The organism is Pseudomonas sp. efr-133-TYG-103a (assembly GCF_030209235.1).
GTDB lineage: Bacteria > Pseudomonadota > Gammaproteobacteria > Pseudomonadales > Pseudomonadaceae > Aquipseudomonas.
In genome coordinates, this window is record NZ_JARVSK010000019.1 from 22155 (window position 1) to 42162 (window position 20008).

Annotated in this window: 21 protein-coding genes and 1 pseudogene; 16 read left to right on the forward strand and 6 right to left on the reverse strand. The window is 62.5% G+C overall.

The window, feature by feature from the left end; translation table 11 throughout:
* Positions 1–86 precede the first annotated feature (86 nt).
* On the reverse strand, positions 87–656 hold the full coding sequence (locus tag QRN36_RS16460) for an elongation factor P (protein ID WP_093460519.1): 570 nt from the start codon (positions 654–656) through the stop codon (positions 87–89).
* Positions 657–743: 87 nt separating this feature from the next.
* The gene (gene earP, locus QRN36_RS16465) at positions 744–1892 is read right to left on the reverse strand and encodes an elongation factor P maturation arginine rhamnosyltransferase EarP (RefSeq protein WP_285425027.1); all 1149 of its coding nucleotides are present in this window, start codon (positions 1890–1892) and stop codon (positions 744–746) included.
* Between the two features lie 115 nt (positions 1893–2007).
* On the opposite strand from earP, the gene QRN36_RS16470 reads away from it, so the two are divergent.
* From QRN36_RS16470 to QRN36_RS16535, 14 genes and pseudogenes are all read left to right on the forward strand, one after another.
* Positions 2008–2403 carry a hypothetical protein gene (locus QRN36_RS16470; RefSeq protein ID WP_093460527.1) on the forward strand — a complete coding sequence of 132 codons (396 nt, stop codon included), beginning with the start codon at positions 2008–2010 and terminating at the stop codon, positions 2401–2403.
* A 26-nt stretch (positions 2404–2429) separates the two neighbouring features.
* On the forward strand, positions 2430–2912 hold the full coding sequence (locus QRN36_RS16475) for a transcription elongation factor GreAB (protein ID WP_285425214.1): 483 nt from the start codon (positions 2430–2432) through the stop codon (positions 2910–2912).
* A 120-nt stretch (positions 2913–3032) separates the two neighbouring features.
* Positions 3033–3239, forward strand: a complete 207-nt coding sequence (locus tag QRN36_RS16480; protein WP_093460533.1) for a hypothetical protein — start codon at positions 3033–3035, stop codon at positions 3237–3239.
* A 127-nt stretch (positions 3240–3366) separates the two neighbouring features.
* On the forward strand, positions 3367–3927 hold the full coding sequence (locus tag QRN36_RS16485) for a DUF1003 domain-containing protein (RefSeq protein ID WP_285425028.1): 561 nt from the start codon (positions 3367–3369) through the stop codon (positions 3925–3927).
* 233 nt (positions 3928–4160) lie between these two features.
* Positions 4161–4700 carry a PaaI family thioesterase gene (locus tag QRN36_RS16490; protein ID WP_285425029.1) on the forward strand — a complete coding sequence of 180 codons (540 nt, stop codon included), beginning with the start codon at positions 4161–4163 and terminating at the stop codon, positions 4698–4700.
* 70 nt (positions 4701–4770) lie between these two features.
* Positions 4771–4893, forward strand: a pseudogene (locus tag QRN36_RS16495) (acetyl-CoA C-acyltransferase); the annotation flags it as partial.
* Between the two features lie 245 nt (positions 4894–5138).
* Positions 5139–5942, forward strand: a complete 804-nt coding sequence (dkgB, locus tag QRN36_RS16500) for a 2,5-didehydrogluconate reductase DkgB (protein ID WP_285425030.1) — start codon at positions 5139–5141, stop codon at positions 5940–5942.
* Positions 5943–6426: 484 nt separating this feature from the next.
* On the forward strand, positions 6427–7164 hold the full coding sequence (locus QRN36_RS16505; protein WP_093460545.1) for a FadR/GntR family transcriptional regulator: 738 nt from the start codon (positions 6427–6429) through the stop codon (positions 7162–7164).
* Positions 7161–8168 (forward strand): ABC transporter ATP-binding protein, encoded by a 1008-nt coding sequence (locus tag QRN36_RS16510; RefSeq protein ID WP_285425031.1) that lies wholly within the window; start codon positions 7161–7163, stop codon positions 8166–8168. The genes QRN36_RS16505 and QRN36_RS16510 overlap by 4 nt, the downstream gene beginning before the upstream one ends.
* Positions 8165–9286 carry an ABC transporter ATP-binding protein gene (locus QRN36_RS16515; RefSeq protein WP_285425032.1) on the forward strand — a complete coding sequence of 374 codons (1122 nt, stop codon included), beginning with the start codon at positions 8165–8167 and terminating at the stop codon, positions 9284–9286. The genes QRN36_RS16510 and QRN36_RS16515 overlap by 4 nt, the downstream gene beginning before the upstream one ends.
* Positions 9283–10782, forward strand: a complete 1500-nt coding sequence (locus tag QRN36_RS16520) for an ABC transporter substrate-binding protein (RefSeq protein ID WP_285425033.1) — start codon at positions 9283–9285, stop codon at positions 10780–10782. The genes QRN36_RS16515 and QRN36_RS16520 overlap by 4 nt, the downstream gene beginning before the upstream one ends.
* Positions 10783–10825: 43 nt before the next feature.
* Complete coding sequence (locus QRN36_RS16525) at positions 10826–11770, forward strand: ABC transporter permease (protein WP_285425034.1); 945 nt, start codon at positions 10826–10828, stop codon at positions 11768–11770.
* Complete coding sequence (locus tag QRN36_RS16530) at positions 11770–12690, forward strand: ABC transporter permease (protein ID WP_285425035.1); 921 nt, start codon at positions 11770–11772, stop codon at positions 12688–12690. The genes QRN36_RS16525 and QRN36_RS16530 overlap by 1 nt, the downstream gene beginning before the upstream one ends.
* Before the next feature lie 23 nt (positions 12691–12713).
* The gene (locus QRN36_RS16535; protein ID WP_285425036.1) at positions 12714–14309 is read left to right on the forward strand and encodes a gamma-glutamyltransferase family protein; all 1596 of its coding nucleotides are present in this window, start codon (positions 12714–12716) and stop codon (positions 14307–14309) included.
* A 183-nt stretch (positions 14310–14492) separates the two neighbouring features.
* On the opposite strand, the gene QRN36_RS16540 is transcribed toward QRN36_RS16535, so the two are convergent.
* Complete coding sequence (locus QRN36_RS16540; RefSeq protein WP_285425037.1) at positions 14493–15698, reverse strand: NAD(P)/FAD-dependent oxidoreductase; 1206 nt, start codon at positions 15696–15698, stop codon at positions 14493–14495.
* 363 nt (positions 15699–16061) lie between these two features.
* On the opposite strand from QRN36_RS16540, the gene QRN36_RS16545 reads away from it, so the two are divergent.
* Positions 16062–16616 (forward strand): Rrf2 family transcriptional regulator, encoded by a 555-nt coding sequence (locus QRN36_RS16545; RefSeq protein ID WP_285425038.1) that lies wholly within the window; start codon positions 16062–16064, stop codon positions 16614–16616.
* A 41-nt stretch (positions 16617–16657) separates the two neighbouring features.
* Here QRN36_RS16545 and QRN36_RS16550 read toward each other — a convergent pair whose 3' ends face one another.
* From QRN36_RS16550 to QRN36_RS16560, 3 genes are all read right to left on the reverse strand, one after another.
* The gene (locus QRN36_RS16550; RefSeq protein WP_177182093.1) at positions 16658–16996 is read right to left on the reverse strand and encodes a DUF202 domain-containing protein; all 339 of its coding nucleotides are present in this window, start codon (positions 16994–16996) and stop codon (positions 16658–16660) included.
* On the reverse strand, positions 16993–17409 hold the full coding sequence (locus tag QRN36_RS16555; protein ID WP_093460565.1) for a YidH family protein: 417 nt from the start codon (positions 17407–17409) through the stop codon (positions 16993–16995). Before QRN36_RS16555 ends, QRN36_RS16550 begins: the two co-directional genes overlap by 4 nt.
* A gap of 117 nt (positions 17410–17526) precedes the next feature.
* The gene (locus QRN36_RS16560; RefSeq protein ID WP_285425039.1) at positions 17527–18840 is read right to left on the reverse strand and encodes an L-fuconate dehydratase; all 1314 of its coding nucleotides are present in this window, start codon (positions 18838–18840) and stop codon (positions 17527–17529) included.
* A 136-nt stretch (positions 18841–18976) separates the two neighbouring features.
* Here QRN36_RS16560 and QRN36_RS16565 point away from each other — a divergent pair, with 136 nt between their 5' ends.
* Positions 18977–19924: a LysR family transcriptional regulator gene (locus tag QRN36_RS16565; RefSeq protein WP_285425041.1), complete on the forward strand. Its 948-nt coding sequence runs from the start codon at positions 18977–18979 to the stop codon at positions 19922–19924.
* Positions 19925–20008 lie beyond the last annotated feature (84 nt).

A 20008-nucleotide genomic window follows, 5' to 3' on the forward strand; every position in this document is an offset into this window, starting at 1 on the left:
ACTGGTAACCGAACAAAACCATCGCCCACAAAAAAGCCCGACTCAATGGTCGGGCTTTTTCGTGTGTGGCGTTACGCGAGCAGTGCTTACTTGGCACGGCCTTTGTAGGAACCGCCTTCACGGGTATCGATCTCGATCATGTCGCCGATTTCGATGAAGTCAGCAACGCTCAGCTCGGTGCCGTTTTTCAGCTTGGCTGGCTTCATGACTTTGCCCGAAGTGTCGCCGCGAGCGGAACCTTCGGTGTAGTCGATCTGACGCACGATGGTGGTCGGCAGTTCTACGGAAACCAGACGGCCTTCGAAGAAAACGGCTTCGCAGACGTCGGTCATGCCTTCTTCAATGAAAGGCAGAACGCTTTCGATGTCTTCGGCGTTCAGTTCGTACATGGTGTAGTCAGTGGTGTCCATGAACGTGTAGGAGTCGCCGCTGATGAAAGACAGGGTGGCTTCTTTACGGTCCAGGATCACGTCGTCCAGCTTGTCGTCGGCGCTGTAGACGGTTTCAGTCTTGTAGCCGGTCAGCAGGTTCTTCAGCTTGGTCTTCATGATCGCGCTGTTACGACCGGACTTGGTGAATTCAGCTTTCTGAACCAGCCAAGGATCGTTGTCGATACGGATCACGGTACCGGGTTTAAGCTCTTTACCAGTTTTCATTACGAATATCCGAATTTGGATGGAAGTACTTTCTAAGCCCTGTACGAAAAGCCACTTTTCGTACAGGGCTTAATACAAGGCCGCGTATCATATCCAATTTCGGTAAAAGTGTACCAGCGCAGTCGTCAGATCATCCTGCAAGGCCTGTTCCAGACACCACCGTTGCGCATGCCTGGCGAGTTCGGCGCGATGCGCCTGCAGGGTTGTCCAGCTTGCCGCCATGTCCTGCCCTGCGTTCCAGTTGCGCCAGACATCGGTCAGCGCCTGGGCCGCGCCTGTGGATAACCCGGCCAGATACAGCTCCAGAAACGCATCGAGCTTGGCCCAGTGCGCGTCGTCGTCCTGCTCATAGATGTGCCAGATCAGCGGCCGGCCGGCCCACTGCGCGCGCACGAAAGAATCCTCGCCGCGTACCACGTTGAAATCGCAGCACCACAGCAGCAGGTCGTAGTCCTCCTGACGCACGAATGGCAGCACCTGAATGGTCAGGGCATTGCGCTGGTTCAGGTCGCCAGCCTTGAGCTCATCGACCGCAAGCCAGCGCTGAACATCGCCCAGAATCCGCCCTTCCGGCACCAACAGGTGGGTTTTACGGTCGGCAAACGCCAGGCAGTCCAGCCAGGAGCCAAGCCCTGCGTGTTCGTAGGCAAACAGCGAGATCAACTGCGTCGGCGTTTGTGTGGCGTCGTGTTCCGGGTGAACGCCCAGCCGGGTGAGGAATGCCTGCCGCGCGGCCGGATCCTGCTCGAAGGCATGGCGCCGTTCGATCAACCCGGCTTCGCGCAACAAGCCGCCGGTGGTGCTCCGAAAGCCCGGAAAGAAGAAGAACTTCTGGATGCCGCTGGACTGCAGCGACGGCAGTCCATGGCAGCCGGTCACCCACTCTTCAGCGCTCAGGTATTCGAGGTTCAGCCAGAGCGGGCGCGGCGTGCGCGCTTTCATGGCGTCGATGTAGGCCGGCGGCAGATGACAGGCGAACGCTTCGATCACGACGTCGGCAGGCTCGGCGGCGCGCCAGTCCTTCGGCCAGAAACACACGTTGACGCCGTCGTGCCACTGTTGCGGCGCCTGCGGGTCGGCAGCAGGACACAGACGGGCGAACGCCGTCAGGTCGTCCACCCACAGACGCACGTCCATGCCATGCTCAGCGACCAGTTGACGGGCCAGACGAAACGTCACGCCGACGTCGCCGAAGTTATCCACAACGGTGCAGAAAATATCCCAAGAGGCTTTCATCCCGATCCCCTGAGGATGTTCAAAAAAGCGAATTGTCCTTCATAACGGCGCAGAATCTCCAGCCCCGGTCGTGCGACAATTCCGCCATCGACACTGCGCAAGCCCGGAGTCTGCCATGTACGTCAACCGTCGCGAATTGTCCGTTACCCTCCATCCATTGAAGCTCGTGCTGTCCATTGCTGCCGGGATCTGGCTGGGTTTTCTGGCCGTGCTGCTGACGGCCTGGCTGGTCTACAACGCATTACCGGCCGAGCAGACCCAGGCACTGAAGAACACCGCCAGCGAGTTGACGACCCCGCCAGCCGCCAAAGCAAATCCCGAAAGCGACAATCCGATGTTCGATCAATACCGGCAGATCCTGCGCGAAGGCGAAGCGCGGCAGGCCGAACAGGTCGAACAGGCCGAGCGGCAGCGCAACTTCAATGGCCCGAAATGCCAGTTCTGGATGCAGCAGAACCAGACCGCGCCCAGCGAGAAGAGTCGCGCGGCGATCTATCAGTTCTGCGGCTGAACCCTTTGACGAGACACGCCATTTTCATGAACAAGCCACGGGTCCTGCAGCGGATCATCGAAACACTCGAAATCGATCTCGAGGTCGCCATTCGCGCCGCGCAAACGGCCTACGAAACCGCGACGCATGAAGAGAACATCGCCGAAAACAAGTACGACACGCTGGGGCTGGAGGCGTCGTATCTGGCGGCCGGCCAGGCGCGCCGGGTCGAGGAAATACGTCAGTCGCTTATGCAGTACCGCAACCTCACGCTCAAGCCTTTCGATGAGCTGCGCGGCATTCAGTCAGGCGACCTGATCGTGCTGGAATCGGCGAGCGGTGTCGCCCGGCAGTTGTTTCTCGGGCCGGATGCCGCGGGCCTGAAAGTCAGCGTGGACGAAGGCCTTGTCACGGTGATCACCGCCAGAGCCCCGCTCGGCCAGACGCTGCTGGGCAAGTTCGACGGCGACGAGGTCGAGATCGTTGTCAACGGCAGCCGGCAATCGTTCGAGATCGTGCAGGTGGTGTGATCCGTTGATCCATTGCAGGGTTGAAGGGGTCGACTTTTTGTGGGTAAGGTGCGGGGTCGCACCATAAAGGTGAACCCGGATATGGAGCCGGGCACAAGGATTCAACCAAGGAGATATTTCATGACGAACGTCATCACTTTCCCTGACGCCCATGAACGTGATCGCCTCAAGTCCAGTGACCACCAAGGGTTGAGATACCTGAACAAGAAAGAGCGACAACTGATCGATCGCCTGCGCATGACCAGTCACGCGGGTCGCCAGTACGTCTACGACTACGCCAACATCATGCATCGGTCCAAGCCGTTGTACCCCGATCCGGTGGACTGACGCTCGGCTTTCACGCCTGCGGGCACCAACGTGCCCGCGCAACCTCGCTGCCGCCGTCACGGGCTGCGTTAAATCCCGGGCATTCGGGCCTATAGTGGGCATCTGTCTTTGCCCTCAGGAAGCCGCCATGCCCGTTGCCCCGACTGAACCCGTCAATCCGGACGCCACCGCCCTGCCCGCCTCGCCACCTGTCGATCATCTGCGTTTTCATAAACGCCATGCGCACCTTGCGCCCACGTTCGGCAACGATGCGTTCGCACTGAAGGCCGAAGCCTTCGCGCGCTTTTTCGGCACGCCGACGTTCCTGGGCGCGCAGACGCTCATTGTGCTGCTGTGGGTTGGCGCCAACCTGAGCGGCCTGGTGACGTTCGACGTTTATCCCTTCATCCTGCTCAACCTGGCGTTCAGCCTGCAGTCGGCTTATGCCGCGCCACTGATCCTGCTTGCCCAGACGCGCCAGGCCGCTCGCGACAAAGCCAGTTCCGATGCCGACGCGCAGCACCGCGAAGCGCTCGCCGTGGCCAATGAAGAACGCATGGCGCGGGCGGCGCAAAACACCGCGCAAATGCTGGAATTACTGGAGCAGAACACACGCCTGACCGAGATGACCAAGCTGCTGACGGAACGGGTCGAAGCGCTGACGGCCGACATGCACAAGCATTTCGTCAAGAAGGACGGGCATGCCTGAGCCGCCGGCCAGTCGACCACTGGAGCGCGGCGATCCCACGACTGCGCTCCGCTTTATTTTGCGGTATTCACACGCCTCTTTTCCTGCCTTGCTCGCTACCCTCCTCACTGACTGAGCGCTTTGGCCACCAGTGGACATTTATGGTATTGCGATCGTCATTGAACAGCGAGATTATGACCATAATTTAACGCCCGCCGACGCCCCGTCGGATGCGGCTTGCGGAGTGAATGCCCGTGCAAAGCACCTCTCGCCAAGAAACACTGGCCCTCTGGCTGGCGCAGGAACAGACCGTCCGCGCCCGGTTGGGCAAGTCCGGCAGCATGAGCCTGACCGACGTCGCGCAACTGACGCCGCAGGCGTTCTTCGATGGCATCGGTAACGGTGAGCTGCCGCACCCGCCCATTGGCGAGCTGATGGATTTCGTGCCGATCGAGTGGTCGCCCGGCAGTTTCGTTTTTCAAGGCACGCCCGGGCCGCAGCACTACAACCCGCTGGGCATCGTGCACGGCGGCTATGCAGCCACGCTGCTTGACTCGTGCATGGGTTGTTCGGTGCACACCCGCCTGCAACATGGCCAGGGCTACACGACCCTCGATCTGCGCATCAGCTACATCCGGGCGCTGACCGACAAGACCGGGCCGATCCGCGCCGAAGGCACTGTGGTGCATGTCGGGCGCTCCACGGCGCTGGCCGAAGGCCGGATTTACGACGTCGATGGCCGTCTGTACGCCACCGGCACCACCACCTGCATGATCCTCGACATGAACCGCTGATCGCCATCGACCGCCCCTTAGCCCAGGAGACTTACCATGCAATCCTCAGCCCCTTTGATCATCATCGCCGGGCATGGGGCCTGTCTACGCGACCCGCAAGCTGCTGCAACGTGCGGGCTCGAGCATCGGCGATATCGATCTGGTGGAGATCACTGAAGCCGTTGCCAGCCAGTCGATTGCCTGTGTTCGGCAATCATTCGCGAGCAAGCTCACCCCTGAGGGTGATCGCGTCTCTTGCAGACGTGAGCCTGCTCGCGATGACAACAGAACTTCCGCCATCGCCCCCCCTCCCGATCACTCCGATCCACAGCGGCCCTGCGCTCCACGGCATTCATGATCCCCGATCAGAAGTCCCTTTCCCGATTTACGGTTTTTCCGCGGGGAACCAACCGGGATACTGGCCTTCAGATTTCTTACCTTTGCAATGGAGTAATCCCGATGACTGTTCCCGCTTTTGGCCTGGGCACGTTCCGATTGAAAGACCAGGTCGTGATCGACTCGGTCACCACCGGCCTTGAACTTGGCTACCGCGTAATCGACACCGCGCAGATCTACGGCAACGAGGCCGAGGTCGGTCAAGCCGTCGTGCAAAGCGGTGTGCCCCGTGATCAGCTCTACATCACCACCAAGATCTGGACGGACAACTTTGCCGCCGACAAGCTGATCCCCAGCCTGAAGGAAAGCCTGGCGAAACTGAAAACCGATTACGTCGACCTGACGCTCATCCACTGGCCTTCGCCGCAAGGCAAGGTCGCGGTCACCGAGTTCATGGGCGCGCTGCTGGAGGCGAAAAAGCAGGGCCTGACTCGCGAGATCGGCGTGTCGAACTTCACAGTCGCGCTGATGAAGGAAGCCATCGCTGCGGTCGGCGCCGAGCACATCGCGACCAACCAGATCGAGCTGCACCCGTACCTGCAGAATCGCACCGTGGCTGATTTCGCCAGACAGCACGGGATCAAAATCACCTCGTACATGACCCTGGCCTATGGCGAGGTCTTGAAAGACCCGGTGATCGAGGAAATCGCACGGCGCAATGACGCGACGCCGGCGCAGGTCACCCTGGCCTGGGCGATGCAGCTGGGTTACGCGGTGATTCCGTCGTCGACCAGACGCGCCAACCTGGAAAGCAACCTCAAGGCTGTGGACCTGAAGCTGAGCGATGACGACATGACCCGCATCGCCAAGCTGGACCGGGGCCAGCGCCTGACCAGCCCGGCCAGCCTGGCGCCCGAGTGGGACTGATCGCCACCGACTGCTGACCTGGCTCGCTGCCAGCCAAAGCCGGTCCTACAGGCCACGCGGTAAGTAGGACCGGCTTCAGCCGGGAAGAGCCCGGTATGTGCGACCTCAGTCGTGCGGTATGGCAACGAACGCATTCCCGGCTAAAGCCGGTCCTACGGAATTCCGCGTTGGCGCTGTCCTGAACATGCCCTGTAACAATGCACCCGAACCATAATCAGGCACCCGTCTGAAACCCGCGAAAAATTGGTTCACTTATCCCCCGAACCAATCCTGCCTCATCCGGCGAACCAAGCTTGTGAACCTTTGGCGATTGGCCCAAGCGGCCTGAATCGCGCGTATTCGCGCGGGCGGATTGCCAGTCTGCCGCACGAACCAATTCTGATTGGCATCGCTATTGCACCCTCTCTGTATCGCTCCCTTAACGCCACGCGCCGCTTCACGCTGCAAACGGCATCGGGTTTTCATGCTGTGACGAGAGACCATGATGGAAAGGTTCGACACCGACGCCCCGCACGACAACTCGTCGAAACTGGCCCTGGACGCGCTGCGTCAGATGGTGGCGCAACATGCCGCCTTCCCCCAGCGGGCCTTGCCCACCGAACGCGATCTGGCGGTGGATTTCGGCGTCAGTCGTCGCGCCATTCGTCGTGCCCTGGCGGTGCTCGAAGCGGAAGGCCAGATCTGGCGTCGGCAGGGAAAGGGAACCTTTGTCGGCCCTACCCCGCCCAGTGCGGCGATGAGTTTCGCCAAGTTGTCGAGCCGGACCAATTTCAGCGAGGTCATGGAAGCGCGCCTTTATCTGGAACCGGCACTCGCCTCGCTGGCTGCGTTACGCGCCAACGGTGAACAGATGGCGATCCTGCGCCGTCTGGCCGAGCGCACGACACGGCAGCAACACGCCACCGAAATCGACGCCGAGGGCATCGAGCTGTGGGACAGCGCCCTGCACCGCGGCATCGCCGAAGCCGCCGGCAACCGCCTGATGCTGGACATCTTCGAGATGCTCGACGCGATTCGCCTCGACCCCACCTGGCGCGATCTGCGCCAGCGTGCCCGCAACACCGACCGGCTGGACACCTACAGCCACGATCACGACGACATCGTCAGTGCCATCGAAACCCGTGATCCGGTCAAGGCCGCTACTGCCATGCGCGGACATCTGCGCGCCTTGCAGCAGGCCCTGGACCACGTCATCCAACAAGACCTTGAGGCCAGCGTATGAACGACCAACCCCGCGACGATCAGCCTGCGGTTCTGAGCGTCAGCGACCTGACCGTGCGCTTCAAGGGTGCCCCGGCCAACGTCGTCGATGGCGTTTCCTTTGCGATCAGGCCGGGCAGAACCTTGGCCATCGTCGGCGAATCCGGCTGCGGCAAAAGCGTGACCTCCATGGCGTTGATGGGCCTGCTGCCGGACACCGCGACCGTTGGCGCCAGCGCCTCGAGCCTGCTGGGCGAGCCGCTGCTGGGGATGTCCGACACCCGCCTGCTGGACGTTCGCGGCAACCGCATGGCGATGATTTTCCAGGAGCCCATGACGTCACTCAACCCGGTGTTCACCATCGGCGAGCAGATCGCTGAAAGCGTGATCCGTCATCAGGGCCTGTCCGCGGGTGCGGCCCGTCAGCGCGCGCTGGAAATGCTCGAAAAAGTTCGCGTGCCCGATGCGCAGCAGCGTCTGGACGCCTATCCCCACGAGCTGTCCGGCGGCATGCGTCAGCGGGCAATGATTGCCATGGCGCTGGCCAACGATCCGGCACTGATCATCGCCGACGAGCCGACCACCGCGCTGGACGTGACGATTCAGGCGCAGATCCTGTCGCTGGTCGCCAGCCTGCAGGCCGAGACCGGCACATCGATGATCCTGATCACCCACGACCTGGGCGTGGTCGCGGAAGTCGCCGACGACGTCATGGTGATGTACGCCGGTCGCGTCGTCGAAAGCGGTTCAGTGAAGACGCTGTTCGACGACCCGCAACATCCTTACACCATCGGCCTGATGGGCTCGATGCCCTCGGTCGGCCCGCGCGAAGGACGCCTCGCGACCATCAACGGACGCGTGCCAACCCCGGCCGAAATGCCCGGCGGCTGCCGCTTTGCCAGTCGCTGCCCGTTCGTCATCGATGCGTGCCGTGAAGCGCGCCCGCCACTGCTGGAAGTCTCCAGTGGTCATTTCGCGGCCTGCATTCGCGCGCCGCTGGAACAGCATTTGGGAGTCAGTGCATGAGCACGCCGCAGCACATCGACGTCGCCGCCGACGCCCTGGAAAAACCGATTCTGGAAAGCATTGCGGTCAGCAAGCATTTCCACAGTGAAGCAGGCCTGTTCCAACGCAAAAAACCGCCCGTGCAGGCGGTCAATGAAGTGTCGCTGGCCGTTCGCCGGGGCGAAACACTGGCGCTGGTCGGTGAATCCGGCTCGGGCAAATCCACCCTCGGCCGCGTGCTGCTGAATCTGCTCAAACCCACGGCGGGCGATGTGATTTATGAAGGACGCAATCTGGGCAATCTGCCCGCTGACAAGCTGCGTCAGGTGCGCCGCGATCTGCAAATCATCTTCCAGGACCCCTTCGCGTCGCTGAACCCGCGCATGAGCGTCGAGTCGATCATCGGCGAACCGATCTGGCTGCATCGCGATGACAGCCGCAGCGCACGGCAGGACAAGGTTGCGGAATTGCTGCGCACCGTCGGCCTTGCGCCTGAGCACGGCAGCCGCTTCCCTCACGAGTTTTCCGGCGGGCAGCGCCAGCGCATCGGCATCGCCCGGGCACTGGCCTCCGAGCCACGGCTGATCCTCGGCGACGAGCCGGTGTCGGCGCTGGACGTGTCGGTGCAGGCGCAGGTGGTCAATCTGCTGGAGGACCTCAAGCACCAGTTCGGCCTGACGCTGCTCATTGTCGCCCATGGCCTGGCGGTGATTCGTCACATGAGTGATCGAGTGGCGGTGATGTACCTGGGCGAGATCGTCGAACTGGCCCCGGTCAACGCGCTGTTCGAGACGCCCTTCCATCCCTACACCCAGGCGCTGATGGCCGCTGTGCCGGTCAGCCACCCTGACTTGCGCCGGCCTCGTCCGCTGCTCGGAGGCGACATGCCGAGCCCGAGCAAACCGCCCTCCGGCTGCCGCTTTCACACGCGCTGCCCGCACGCCAGGCCGCTGTGCCGCGAACTCAAACCCGCGTTCGAAACCGTCGAGCCGGGTCGCCAGGTGGCGTGCCATTACTGGCGCGAAATCGCTAACGCGGGCGCCGGCTCATTGATCGTACCGACACCCAGCGCGGCCTACAGCCAGCGCCTGAACCTGTTCAAAAGCCATCAAGCCCTTTCTCTGGAGAGTCAGCCATGAAGTTCGCCCCTCTGATGACCACCGCGCTGTTGCTGCTCGCCGCGAATGCGGCTGTCGCCGAAACCACGTTGCGCATCGGTATTCAGGATGATCCGGACGTGCTCGACCCGCACCGTTCGCGCACGTATTCGGGCCGCCTGGTGTACACCGCGCTGTGCGACAAACTGGTCGATATCAGCCCTGACCTGACTTACGTGCCGCAATTGGCCACGGCCTGGAACTGGAGCGAAGACGGCAAGACCCTGACCATGACCCTGCGCGAGGGCGTTACCTTTCATGACGGCGAAGCCTTCGATGCCGCAGCCGTGAAATTCAACCTGGACCGTGCGCGCACCCTGCCCGACTCGCTGCGCAAGAGCGAACTGTCGTCGGTGGAAAGCGTTGACGTGATCGATGCCAAGACCGTCGCCATCAAGGTCAAGCAACCGGACGCCACGCTGATTTCGCAACTGTCCGACCGCGCCGGAATGATGCTCGCGCCCAAGGCGTCGGCGACCGACGTCGGCTCGAAACCGGTGTGCTCCGGCCCGTATAAATTCGTTCAGCGGGTGCAGCAGGATCGCATCGTGCTGGAGCGTTTCGACCACTACTGGAACAAGCAGGCGTACCACTTCGACAAAGTGGTTTTCCTGCCGATTCCGGACACCTCCGTGCGCCTGGCGAACCTGCGTTCGGGCGATCTGGACATCATCGAGCGCGTCGCGCCCACCGACGTGAAAACCGCTAAAGCCGACAGTCACGTGCAAGTGTTCAGCACCCCGGGCCTTGGCTATATGCAGCTGATGTACAACACCAACAACGGTGACAAGGCCAACAACCCGCTGGGCAAGGACAAGCGCGTGCGCAAAGCCTTCGAGCTGGCGATCGACCGCGATGCGATCAATCAGGTGGTCTTCGAAGGCCTCTACGCACCCAGCGCGCAGCCTTTCCCGAAAAGCAGCCCTTACTACGACAAAGACCTGCCGATCCCGGCCCGTGATGTCGAGGCCAGCAAAAAACTGCTGGCCGAAGCGGGCGTGAAGACCCCGGTCAGCGTCGAGCTCAAGGTCGCCAACAACCCGATCGCCCAGCAGGTCGGGCAGATCATTCAGGCGATGGCCGAAGAAGCCGGCTTCAAGGTCAATCTGGTTGCCACCGAATACGCCACCCTGCTCAGCGAGCAACAGGCCGGCAACTTCCAGATCGGCATGAGCGCCTGGTCGGGTCGCCCCGATCCGGATGGCGATATCCATCAGTTCGTGACCTGCAAAGGCGGCCAGAACGACGGCCGTTTCTGTGACCCCAAACTCGACGAACTGCTGAACAAGGCGCGCACCGTGAACGACCAGGCGCAGCGTCAGGCGCTGTACTTCGAAGCGCTGCGTCTGCTGGCCGACGACGTGCCGACCAGCTACCTCTACTTCGATCCGCGGATCATCGCGATGCGCAGCAACCTGACCGGCTTCGTGCCAAACCCGGACGGGCTGATCCGCCTCAACGACGTTGCCTTCAAATGATCGGGATGTCTGTGGATAACCGCTTCGGCCGCGAGGAATCGCCATGCTGATCTTCATCCTGCGCCGCCTGCTCAGCGCCATACCGACGCTGATTCTGGTTTCGCTGTTCGTCTTCACCCTGCAGAAACTGCTGCCGGGCGATCCGGTGCAAGCCATGGCGGGCGAAGAGCGCGATCCGGCGGTCATGGAATACCTGCGTGAGAAATACCGCCTCAACGATCCGGTGCCGTTGCAATACGTGCACTGGGTCGGCAACGTGCTGCAAGGCGACTTCGGCACCTCGCTGCGCACCGAGCAACCGGTGACGACGCTGCTGGCGTCCAAGCTGCCGGTGACCATCGAGCTGGCCGTGCTGGCGCTGGTCATCGCACTGCTGATCGGCATCCCGACCGGGGTGATTTCCGCCGTGCGCAAAGGCACGGCAGTGGATTACGGCGCTAACGTGTTCGCCTTGTCGGGGATCTCCATTCCGCATTTCTGGCTGGGGATTCTGTTGATCATGATCTTCGCCGTGAAGCTGCAATGGCTGCCGGCGTCGGGCTTCGTGCCGCTGGGTGAAAACCTGGGGCAAAACCTCAAGACCTTGATCCTGCCAGCGTTCGTGCTCGGCGCCGGGCTGTCGGGCGTCCTGATGCGGCACACCCGCAGCGCGATGCTTGAAGTGCTGCGCGCCGATTATGTGCGCACCGCGCGGGCCAAGGGACTGTTCCCGCGCACGGTGATCCTAAAGCATGCGCTGCGCAATGCGCTGACGCCCATCGTCACCCTGACCACGCTGCTGTTCGGCGAGCTGCTCGGTGGCGCGGTCCTGACCGAGCAGGTGTTCAGTATTCCGGGCTTCGGCAAGATGATCGTCGATGCCGTTTTCAACCGTGACTATGCCGTGGTGCAAGGCGTGGTGCTGTGCGTGGCGATCGGTTTTCTGCTGCTGAACCTGCTCGCCGATGTGCTGTATCGCCTGATCAACCCGCGTCTGAGGACTGCCTGATGACCTCGATTGCCCTCAATCCTGCACTGCCTGTCAAAGAGCCGCTGAAACCGCGCACGCGCTCGCCGTTTGCCCGAAAATTCCTCGCCAACAAAGGCGCGGTCGTGGGCGCGGTGGTGTTGATCGTATTCATTCTCGCGGCACTGCTCGCGCCGTGGATTGCGCCCTATGATCCGTTGAAAGCCAACTTTCTCGCGGTGCGCAAAGCGCCGTCGATGATGTACTGGCTGGGCACCGATGAGCTCGGGCGCGACCTGTTCTCCCGGCTGTTGTGGGGCGCGCGCAGTTCCTTGCTGGCGGGCGGCGTTTCCGTGGCCATCGCGATGGTGATCGGCGTGCCGCTGGGCCTGCTGGCCGGCTACTTCGGCGGCAAGCTGGACGCGGTGATATCGCGCATCATGGAAGCGTTGTTGTCCTGCCCGTTTCTGGTCCTGGCGATTGCGCTGGGAGCCTTCCTCGGCCCGAGCCTGACCAACGCGATGATCGCGATCGGCTTGTCGGCCATGCCGATTTTCTCGCGCCTGACACGGGGTCAGGTGCTGGCGATCCGGCACGAAGATTACCTCGAAGGCGCCCGCGCGATCGGCCTGCCCGACCGTTGGATCATCCTGCGTTACGTGCTGCCCAACGTGCTCTCGCCGTTGGTGGTGCAGGCCACGCTGACCATTGCCTCGGCGATTCTGGCCGAAGCCAGTCTGTCGTTCCTCGGCCTGGGCCAGCAACCGCCCTCGCCGTCCTGGGGCTCGATGCTCAATACCGCGAAGAACTTCATGGAGCAGGCGCCGTGGATGTCGATCGCGCCCGGCGTGGCGATCTACATCACGGTGCTGTGCTTCAACCTGCTGGGCGACGGGCTGCGCGATGCGCTCGATCCGAAAGCTGACGCCACTGATTCCATTCCCTTGCGACTTAAACGCTGATCAACTGCCGAAGAGATGATTTCATGTTCGATGATCTGGATTACAGCCAACCTTACGCGTCCGCCCGCTCGCCGGTGATGGGCAACAACATGGTCGCCTGCTCGCAGCCACTGGCCGCGCAGGCCGGGCTCGACATGCTGCGTCGCGGCGGCAATGCGGTGGACGCCGCCATCGCCGCCGCCATGGTGCTGACAGTGGTCGAACCGACCGGCTGCGGCATCGGCAGCGATGCGTTCGCCATCGTCTGGGACGGCAAAAAACTCCAGGGCCTGAACGCGTCGGGGCGCTCGCCGCAAGCCTGGTCGCCGGAACACTTTGCCGGTCAGACCGAAATGCCGCAGCGTGGCTGGGGTGCCGTGACGGTGCCCGGCGCGGTCTCGGCCTGGGTCGCGCTGTCGGAGCGCTACGGCAAGCTGCCCTTCGCCACCCTCGCAGGCCCCGCCATCGGCTACGCCCGAGACGGCTATCAAGTGACGCCCATCATCGCCGAACTGTGGCGACGCGGTTCGGCCCTGCTCAAGGATCAGCCGGGCTTCGCAGAGTGCTTTCTGCAAGGCGGCAAGGCTCCGCAGCCAGGCGAGAAAGTCACGCTCAAAGACCACGCGACAACGCTGGAGCTGATCGCCGAAACCAAAGGCGAATCGTTCTATCGCGGCGAACTGGCGCAGAAGATCATTGCCCATGCCAACGCCAATGGCAGCGTCATGAGCCTGGACGATCTGGCCCGTCACGACGTCGACTGGATCGACACCCTGTCGGTGCCTTATGCCGGCGCGGTGGTCCATGAGCTGCCGCCCAACGGCCAGGGCATCGCCACGTTGGCCGGGCTGACCATGCTCGAAGCGCTGGGCGTCGGCGAGCATGCGGTGGACAGCGTCGAAACCGTTCACCCGGTGCTCGAGGCGATGAAGCTGGCGCTCGCCGACCTCAACCACCACGTCGCCGACAACGATCACATGCGCGTCGCTTCCGAACACCTGCTGGACCCTGCGTACCTGATGGAGCGCGCGTCGTTGATCACCGAGCAGGCCGCCGACCCGCAGCATGGCTCGCCCAAGGCCGGCGGCACGGTGTACCTGTCAGCCGCGGACGAAAACGGCATGATGGTTTCGTTCATCCAGTCCAACTACATGGGCTTCGGCTCGGGTGTCGTCGTGCCGGGCACGGGGATCAGCCTGCAGAACCGCGGCGCCGGTTTCAGCCTCGACCCTGAACATGTCAACATCGTTGCGCCGGGCAAACGCCCTTTCCATACCATCATTCCGGGCTTCGTGATGAATGCCGACGGCACGCCGCTGATGTCGTTCGGCTTGATGGGCGGCCCGATGCAGGCGCAGGGTCATCTGCAGATGATGATGCGCATCCTGCGCTACAAACAGAACCCGCAGGCGGCTGCCGATGCGCCGCGCTGGCGGATCGAGGCCGGGCTGAAAGTGGCGGTCGAGCGCTCGTTCGACCGGCTGGTGGTCGAGGAACTGCGCGCCAAGGGCCACGAGGTTGAGATCGAAGACCCGAGCGGCGTGTTCGCCTTCGGCGGCGCGCAGATCATCCAGCGCACCGCGCACGGATACGTCGGCGGAACGGACCCCAGAAAAGACGGCCTCGTCGCCGCGTACTGACCACCTCGCGCCACGCTGACTGACCGTGGCGCATCGCGAAACGCCATCTGCCGGTACCGGAGGTGGCGCTTCCTGACACACCATCACTGTCCCTGAAACCCCACCGAATCCTGATGCGCTCCTGCGAAGAATCGCGCAAGCCGACGGATATCCGCCGGCTTGCCTGTTCGCCGATGGGGTCTGTCACGCAACAACCGGGATCATCGGGTCCGCCGCTGCCAGCGCCGCTTGACGCTCGGCGACCGGTGGGTAGATCCAGACGGAGTTGATCTGCTGCTTGAGCTGTTTGGCTTCTTCCTTGATCAGCTTGACCTGACGGTCCCAGCCTTCGGTGTAGACGGCGCCCCATGCGCCAAGGTCCAGGCAGGTGACGTACTTGACCTGGCTGTACGGAATCGGCGCTTCACCCAGCAGGTCCGCAGCGACGTTGTTGCCCGCCGAGCGCCCCAGTGCGATCGCGTGCTGACAGGTCATCAGCGCAAAATTGCCTTCGTCGTCGGTGGCCGCATAAGCGGTATCGCCGGTGGCGAAGACGTCGTCCTGGCCGATGACTTTCAGGTTGCGGTCCACGTGCAGACGACCGAAAGCATCGCGCTCGGCCGGGATCTGCTCAGTCAGCGAGCTGGCCCGCACACCCACGGTCCAGACCACGGTCATGGCGTCGATGCGACGACCGTCGGCAAGGGTTACGCCATCGGCGTCCACTGCGGCCACCGATGCATTGACGACCCACTCCACGCCCAGCGCCTGAGTGGCTTCGATGATCGACGGGCTGATGTTCGCACCCAGTGCGGCGCCGACTTTCTCGCCACGGTCAACGATGATTACGCGAACCCTGGCATCGGCACCCAGTGCGGCACGCAGACGAGCAGGCATTTCGGTTGCGGTTTCGATCCCGGTGAAGCCACCGCCCGCGACCACGACGGTATTGCGCGGCGCGGATTCAGGCAGCCGGGCCAATGACTTGATGTGCTGGTCAAGCCGAGTGGCTTCGGCCATCAGGTCGACATCGAACGCATGCTCCACGCCCGCCACCGAGGCAGGACGCACTACGCGGCTGCCGGTCGCCAGAACCAGTTTGTCGTAGTTGAGCGTGGCGATCGCACCGTTGGCGTCCACATAGCCGACTTTTTTGCCGACTGTGTCGATCTCGTTCGCCATGCCCTGGACGAAATTGACGCCGACTGCGTCGAACAGCGGGCCCAATGGCGACTGCATCTGGTGCACTTCCTGTTCGTAGAAGCGCGGACGAACCCCCAGCACCGCTTCGGGCGCCAGCACGCTGACGCGGACGTCGTCGCGGCCGTGGTTTTCCAGCAAACGCGTGGCAGACAACGCGCTCCACATCCCGCCGAAACCTGCGCCGACAATCAAAATGTGCTTGTTCATTGTGTGTGCTCCAAAGACGTAATCAGTCATTTTCAGGTGGGATGCGCAGTGGCGGGCTCAGGTCATGGCCTGGGGTACCAATGCCGGTTTGTCTGGTCGGAGTTCTCGACCAGCTCAGAACAACTACGACTTTATTGATCGGAGTTAGATTCGGCAAGCACTTTTTTTGATACGCGTACGAAGACGTCGGGCGTATCTATATAATTTCCCTATAAATCAGTTATTTATCATGTTATCTCGACCACCAAACGATTGATCATGCCCATAAGGCGTCAGCATCGCCGGTCGCCCAAGGCGCCGAATACCTTGCGTGAGCGCTGGCTAATTGTTAGCTTTGCACGATCAAATCAGTCGGAGATTCAGATGTCTCTTTACAGCGCCGGTGTCGAGTACGGCATCCACTGCCTGCTCTATCTGGTGGATGAACGCGGTGACAGCCGCGAGGCCAGCGTGCGTGACCTGGCCGAACTGCAAGGTGTGCCTCAGGAATACCTGGCGAAGGTGTTCACGAAGCTGGCGAAAGCCAGGCTGGTGGCTGCCACCGAAGGGGTGCGCGGCGGCTTCAGGCTGGGGCGGCCGGCAGACGAAATCACGTTGCTGGACATCGTCACGGCGATCGACGGGCGAAAGCTGATTTTCGATTGCCGGGACATTCGCGGACGCTGCGCGGTGTTCGACGGCTGCGCGCCAGCCTGGGCGACGGAGGGCTTGTGCGGCATCAATGCGGCGATGCTCACGGCGCAGAAGCGCATGGAAGAAGCGCTGGATCAACAGACCATTCTCGATCTTGCACGGCGCACCGGTCGCAAGGCGCCGCCTGAGTTTTCGAGTCAGATCAGCGGCTGGTTGAGCGAGCGTAAAGACAGTCGGGCAGCCGCGGACCCTTCCACCATCAGCGTGAAACAGCTCAAGGACTAGCCTGTCCGCGGGAACGAAACCTGGTCGGCGTGAGTGTCAACTCACCCGAGCAGCACCGCATAGATGCCCACCACGCTCAGCACCATGACCGTCCCGCCGAGGACGACTACCTCACGCAGCGGCGCGGGCACGCGCTCATTTTTCAGGCCGCGGGCGCTCTTTCGGTAGCGGGCGTTCAGGGCGATCTGGATCAGCAGGCTGGCGATCAGCGAAACGATGATCGGCAACAGTGCGATCAGGCCGTAGTGAGGGATCCAGCGCAGGAAGATCGTGCACACCACGATCAACGTCAGCAGCGTCCGGCGCCACGCCAGCAGCGTGCGTTCAGGTTGCAGGCCAGGGTCGTCGTGCCCGAGCGAAACCGCGTCCCGGCGACTCACGACGCGCCATATATAAGGAAGACGATCAGACCCGCCGCGACCAGTGCGCCGCCGAGCGAGAGGATCGGCACCAACACCGGCAAGGGCAGCGGCTTGCGATGACGCATCGCGCGCTCCACTTTCAGCCAGCGGACACAGGCGCTGGCACTGACCAGCATCGCCAGCAGCAGCAACGACAACGCCACCGCGCGCCGCAGTCCGGGGCTGAACACGTCGCCCGTGAAGGCTTCCACAGCAATGCCGCCCGCGAGAAACGCCAGGGCCGTGCGGATCCACGCCAGAAACGTGCGTTCGTTGGCCAGGGTGAAGCGCGGGTCAGGTTCGCAACCGCCGCCCAGCAGAGACGTGGAAAGACGATCGCGATCGGGAGGCGTGGCGGGAGGAGTGACGTTGCCGGGATCCGGAGAATTCATGTCGCACCGAGGTCGGGTAGATGACCGCGATCATACCGGTCATCGCCGCCAAAGGCCCGTCCTCGCAACGACCCGACCCACGCCATTGCCGACGCCGGAAAGCACCAGGCCTGTGTGTCAGCCTTTATCCGCCAGGTCCAGCCACACCGGTCCGTTCGGGTATTGGTACCGCTCCAGAGTCTCGGCGGTCATTTCGATACTGTAACCGGGGCGTTGCGGCGGCATGTAGCGTCCGCGCCGGATCACCACCGGATCGAGGAAATGTTCGTGCAGGTGATCGACGTATTCGAGCACGCGATTCTCCAGGGAGCCGGACACCGCGATATAGTCGAACAGCGAAATGTTCTGCACGTACTCGCACAACCCCACGCCGCCGCCGTGAGGGCAGACGGGCACGTTGAATTTGGCGGCCATCAGCAGCACGATCAGCACCTCGTTCAACCCGCCCAGCCGCGCGGCATCGACCTGACAGAAGTCCAGCGCGCCGGCCTGGAACATCTGCTTGAACATCACCCGGTTATGGCAATGCTCCCCCGTCGCCACGCCGATCGGCGCAATGCGCTGGCGGATGGTCGCATGGCCGAGAATGTCATCAGGGCTGGTCGGCTCTTCGATCCACCAAGGCTCATACGCCGCGAGCCGACGCATGTTGCTGATCGACTCTTCGACGCTCCAGACCTGATTGGCGTCCATCATCAGGGTGCGCTCCCAGCCCAGTTCGTCGCGCAGAATCGCCGCGCGGCGCATGTCCTCTTCAATGTCCGAGCCGATCTTCTGTTTGATGTGGGTCCAGCCCTCCGCCACCGCTTCGCGGGCCAGACGGCGCATCTTCTCTTCCGAATAACCCAGCCAGCCCGGCGCCGTGGTGTAGCCCGGATAGCCTTCTTCGAGCATGTGCGCCTCGCGCTTGGCCTTACCTGGCGCCTGTCGACGCAGCAGCGCGATGGCTTCCTGAGGCGTGATCGCATCGGTGACGTAGCTGAAGTCCAGGCACTTGACCAGTTGTTCGGGCGTCATGTCGGCCAACAGCTTCCAGACCGGCTTGCCCTCGACCTTGGCCCACAGGTCCCACACCGCATTGACCAGCGCGGCGGTGGCCAGGTGAATCACACCCTTTTCCGGCCCCAGCCAGCGCAACTGGCTGTCGCCTGCGGTGATGTCATGCCAGAACGCCCCCATGTCAGCGGTGATCTGCTCCAGACTCAAACCCACCACCCGCGGCGCCAGGGACTGAATGGCGGCGACACAGATTTCGTTGCCCCTACCGATGGTGAACGTCAGACCGTGGCCTTCCAGCCCCTCGGAAGAATCGGTGTGAAGCACGACGTAGGCGGCCGAATAGTCCGGCGCGCTGTTCATTGCGTCGGAGCCATCAAGGGACAGTGAAGTGGGAAAGCGGATATCGCGAATGGAGACGGAGGTGATCTGCATGGGAAACTCTTGTTGTTTTCGATGTTGAGCAAACAAGCAGGCTGCCGGAGGACCTGCGCTCGGTGATGATTGACTGTAGGCCCATTACCGATACAGGCATAATCGCGAAATCCTAATCATTGATATCGAATCTGGTATGCCTGACAAAACCCCACCTGACCTGCCCGGCAAATTCAGCACGCTGAAAATCTCCAGCCGCCAGATCGCCCTGCTCAATGCGCTTGGTGAGTTGGGCAATCTGCGCAAAGCGGCTGCGGCGATTCACACCACTCAGCCGGCCGCCAGCCTTCTGCTGCAACAGCTAGAAGATCGCCTCGGCGTGCAGCTGTTCGAACGCCTGCCGCGCGGCATGCAGCCGACACTGTCCGGCGAGGTCATGATTCGCTATGCCCAAGGCGCGCTGCACGAGTTCGAATACGCCGAGACGCAGATGGCCGAGTTGGCCCGAGGTGCGACAGGCATGGTGCGCATCGGCACGGTCATGGGTCCGGTGCCGACGCTGTTGACGCGTGGCTTGCTTGCGTTCAAAGCGGCGCATCCAAAAGTGCGCATTGCTCTGGAAGTCGGCACCAGCGACGCCCTGCTGCCGGCGTTGATCCGGGGCGATTTCGACGTGGTGCTGGGGCGTTTTCCCGGTCAGCTGCACGCCCACGAACTGGACATCCGTCTGTTCGAGCAAGGCGAACGCATGCGCATCATCGCCCGCGCCGATCACCCGCTGACCCGCTCCACGCCGCTGCTGGCGGACCTTGCGCCACTGACCTGGATCCTCCACCCGCCCGGCAGCCCGATGCGGCGTCAGGTGGAAAATTCCCTGCAGGCCGCGCAACTGATCGAGCCGCTGGACATCATCGAGACCAGCTCGATTCTGGCGACGACCGCCATGATCGAGTCCTCCGACATGATTGCGGTGGTGCCCAACGACGTGGCGCAGCACTATGCCCGCTACGGCATGATCGCGGTGTTGCCGGTGGACCTGCCGCTGGCGATGGCGAACCTTGGCCTGCTGACCTCCAGGGCGAGGCCGATGTCGGCAGCGGTTCGCGCACTGCTGGGGTTTCTGCAGGATGAAATGGCCGCGTGATTCGATAACCAATCGTTATCAATCAATCGAAACCTTTCATTGGGAAATTATCAGCCCGCTTCATAGAGTGAGTCACAAACCGGG

Excerpts from the sequence above, each read along its gene's own strand:
- QRN36_RS16460 (WP_093460519.1), bottom strand. The coding sequence starts at position 656 with ATGAAAACTGGTAAAGAGCTTAAACCCGGTACCGTGATCCGTATCGAC.
- earP (WP_285425027.1), bottom strand. The coding sequence starts at position 1,892 with ATGAAAGCCTCTTGGGATATTTTCTGCACCGTTGTGGATAACTTCGGC.
- QRN36_RS16470 (WP_093460527.1), top strand. The coding sequence starts at position 2,008 with ATGTACGTCAACCGTCGCGAATTGTCCGTTACCCTCCATCCATTGAAG.
- QRN36_RS16475 (WP_285425214.1), top strand. The coding sequence starts at position 2,430 with ATGAACAAGCCACGGGTCCTGCAGCGGATCATCGAAACACTCGAAATC.
- QRN36_RS16480 (WP_093460533.1), top strand. The coding sequence starts at position 3,033 with ATGACGAACGTCATCACTTTCCCTGACGCCCATGAACGTGATCGCCTC.
- QRN36_RS16485 (WP_285425028.1), top strand. The coding sequence starts at position 3,367 with ATGCCCGTTGCCCCGACTGAACCCGTCAATCCGGACGCCACCGCCCTG.
- dkgB (WP_285425030.1), top strand. The coding sequence starts at position 5,139 with ATGACTGTTCCCGCTTTTGGCCTGGGCACGTTCCGATTGAAAGACCAG.
- QRN36_RS16505 (WP_093460545.1), top strand. The coding sequence starts at position 6,427 with ATGGAAAGGTTCGACACCGACGCCCCGCACGACAACTCGTCGAAACTG.
- QRN36_RS16510 (WP_285425031.1), top strand. The coding sequence starts at position 7,161 with ATGAACGACCAACCCCGCGACGATCAGCCTGCGGTTCTGAGCGTCAGC.
- QRN36_RS16515 (WP_285425032.1), top strand. The coding sequence starts at position 8,165 with ATGAGCACGCCGCAGCACATCGACGTCGCCGCCGACGCCCTGGAAAAA.
- QRN36_RS16520 (WP_285425033.1), top strand. The coding sequence starts at position 9,283 with ATGAAGTTCGCCCCTCTGATGACCACCGCGCTGTTGCTGCTCGCCGCG.
- QRN36_RS16525 (WP_285425034.1), top strand. The coding sequence starts at position 10,826 with ATGCTGATCTTCATCCTGCGCCGCCTGCTCAGCGCCATACCGACGCTG.
- QRN36_RS16530 (WP_285425035.1), top strand. The coding sequence starts at position 11,770 with ATGACCTCGATTGCCCTCAATCCTGCACTGCCTGTCAAAGAGCCGCTG.
- QRN36_RS16535 (WP_285425036.1), top strand. The coding sequence starts at position 12,714 with ATGTTCGATGATCTGGATTACAGCCAACCTTACGCGTCCGCCCGCTCG.
- QRN36_RS16540 (WP_285425037.1), bottom strand. The coding sequence starts at position 15,698 with ATGAACAAGCACATTTTGATTGTCGGCGCAGGTTTCGGCGGGATGTGG.
- QRN36_RS16545 (WP_285425038.1), top strand. The coding sequence starts at position 16,062 with ATGTCTCTTTACAGCGCCGGTGTCGAGTACGGCATCCACTGCCTGCTC.
- QRN36_RS16555 (WP_093460565.1), bottom strand. The coding sequence starts at position 17,409 with ATGAATTCTCCGGATCCCGGCAACGTCACTCCTCCCGCCACGCCTCCC.
- QRN36_RS16560 (WP_285425039.1), bottom strand. The coding sequence starts at position 18,840 with ATGCAGATCACCTCCGTCTCCATTCGCGATATCCGCTTTCCCACTTCA.
- QRN36_RS16565 (WP_285425041.1), top strand. The coding sequence starts at position 18,977 with ATGCCTGACAAAACCCCACCTGACCTGCCCGGCAAATTCAGCACGCTG.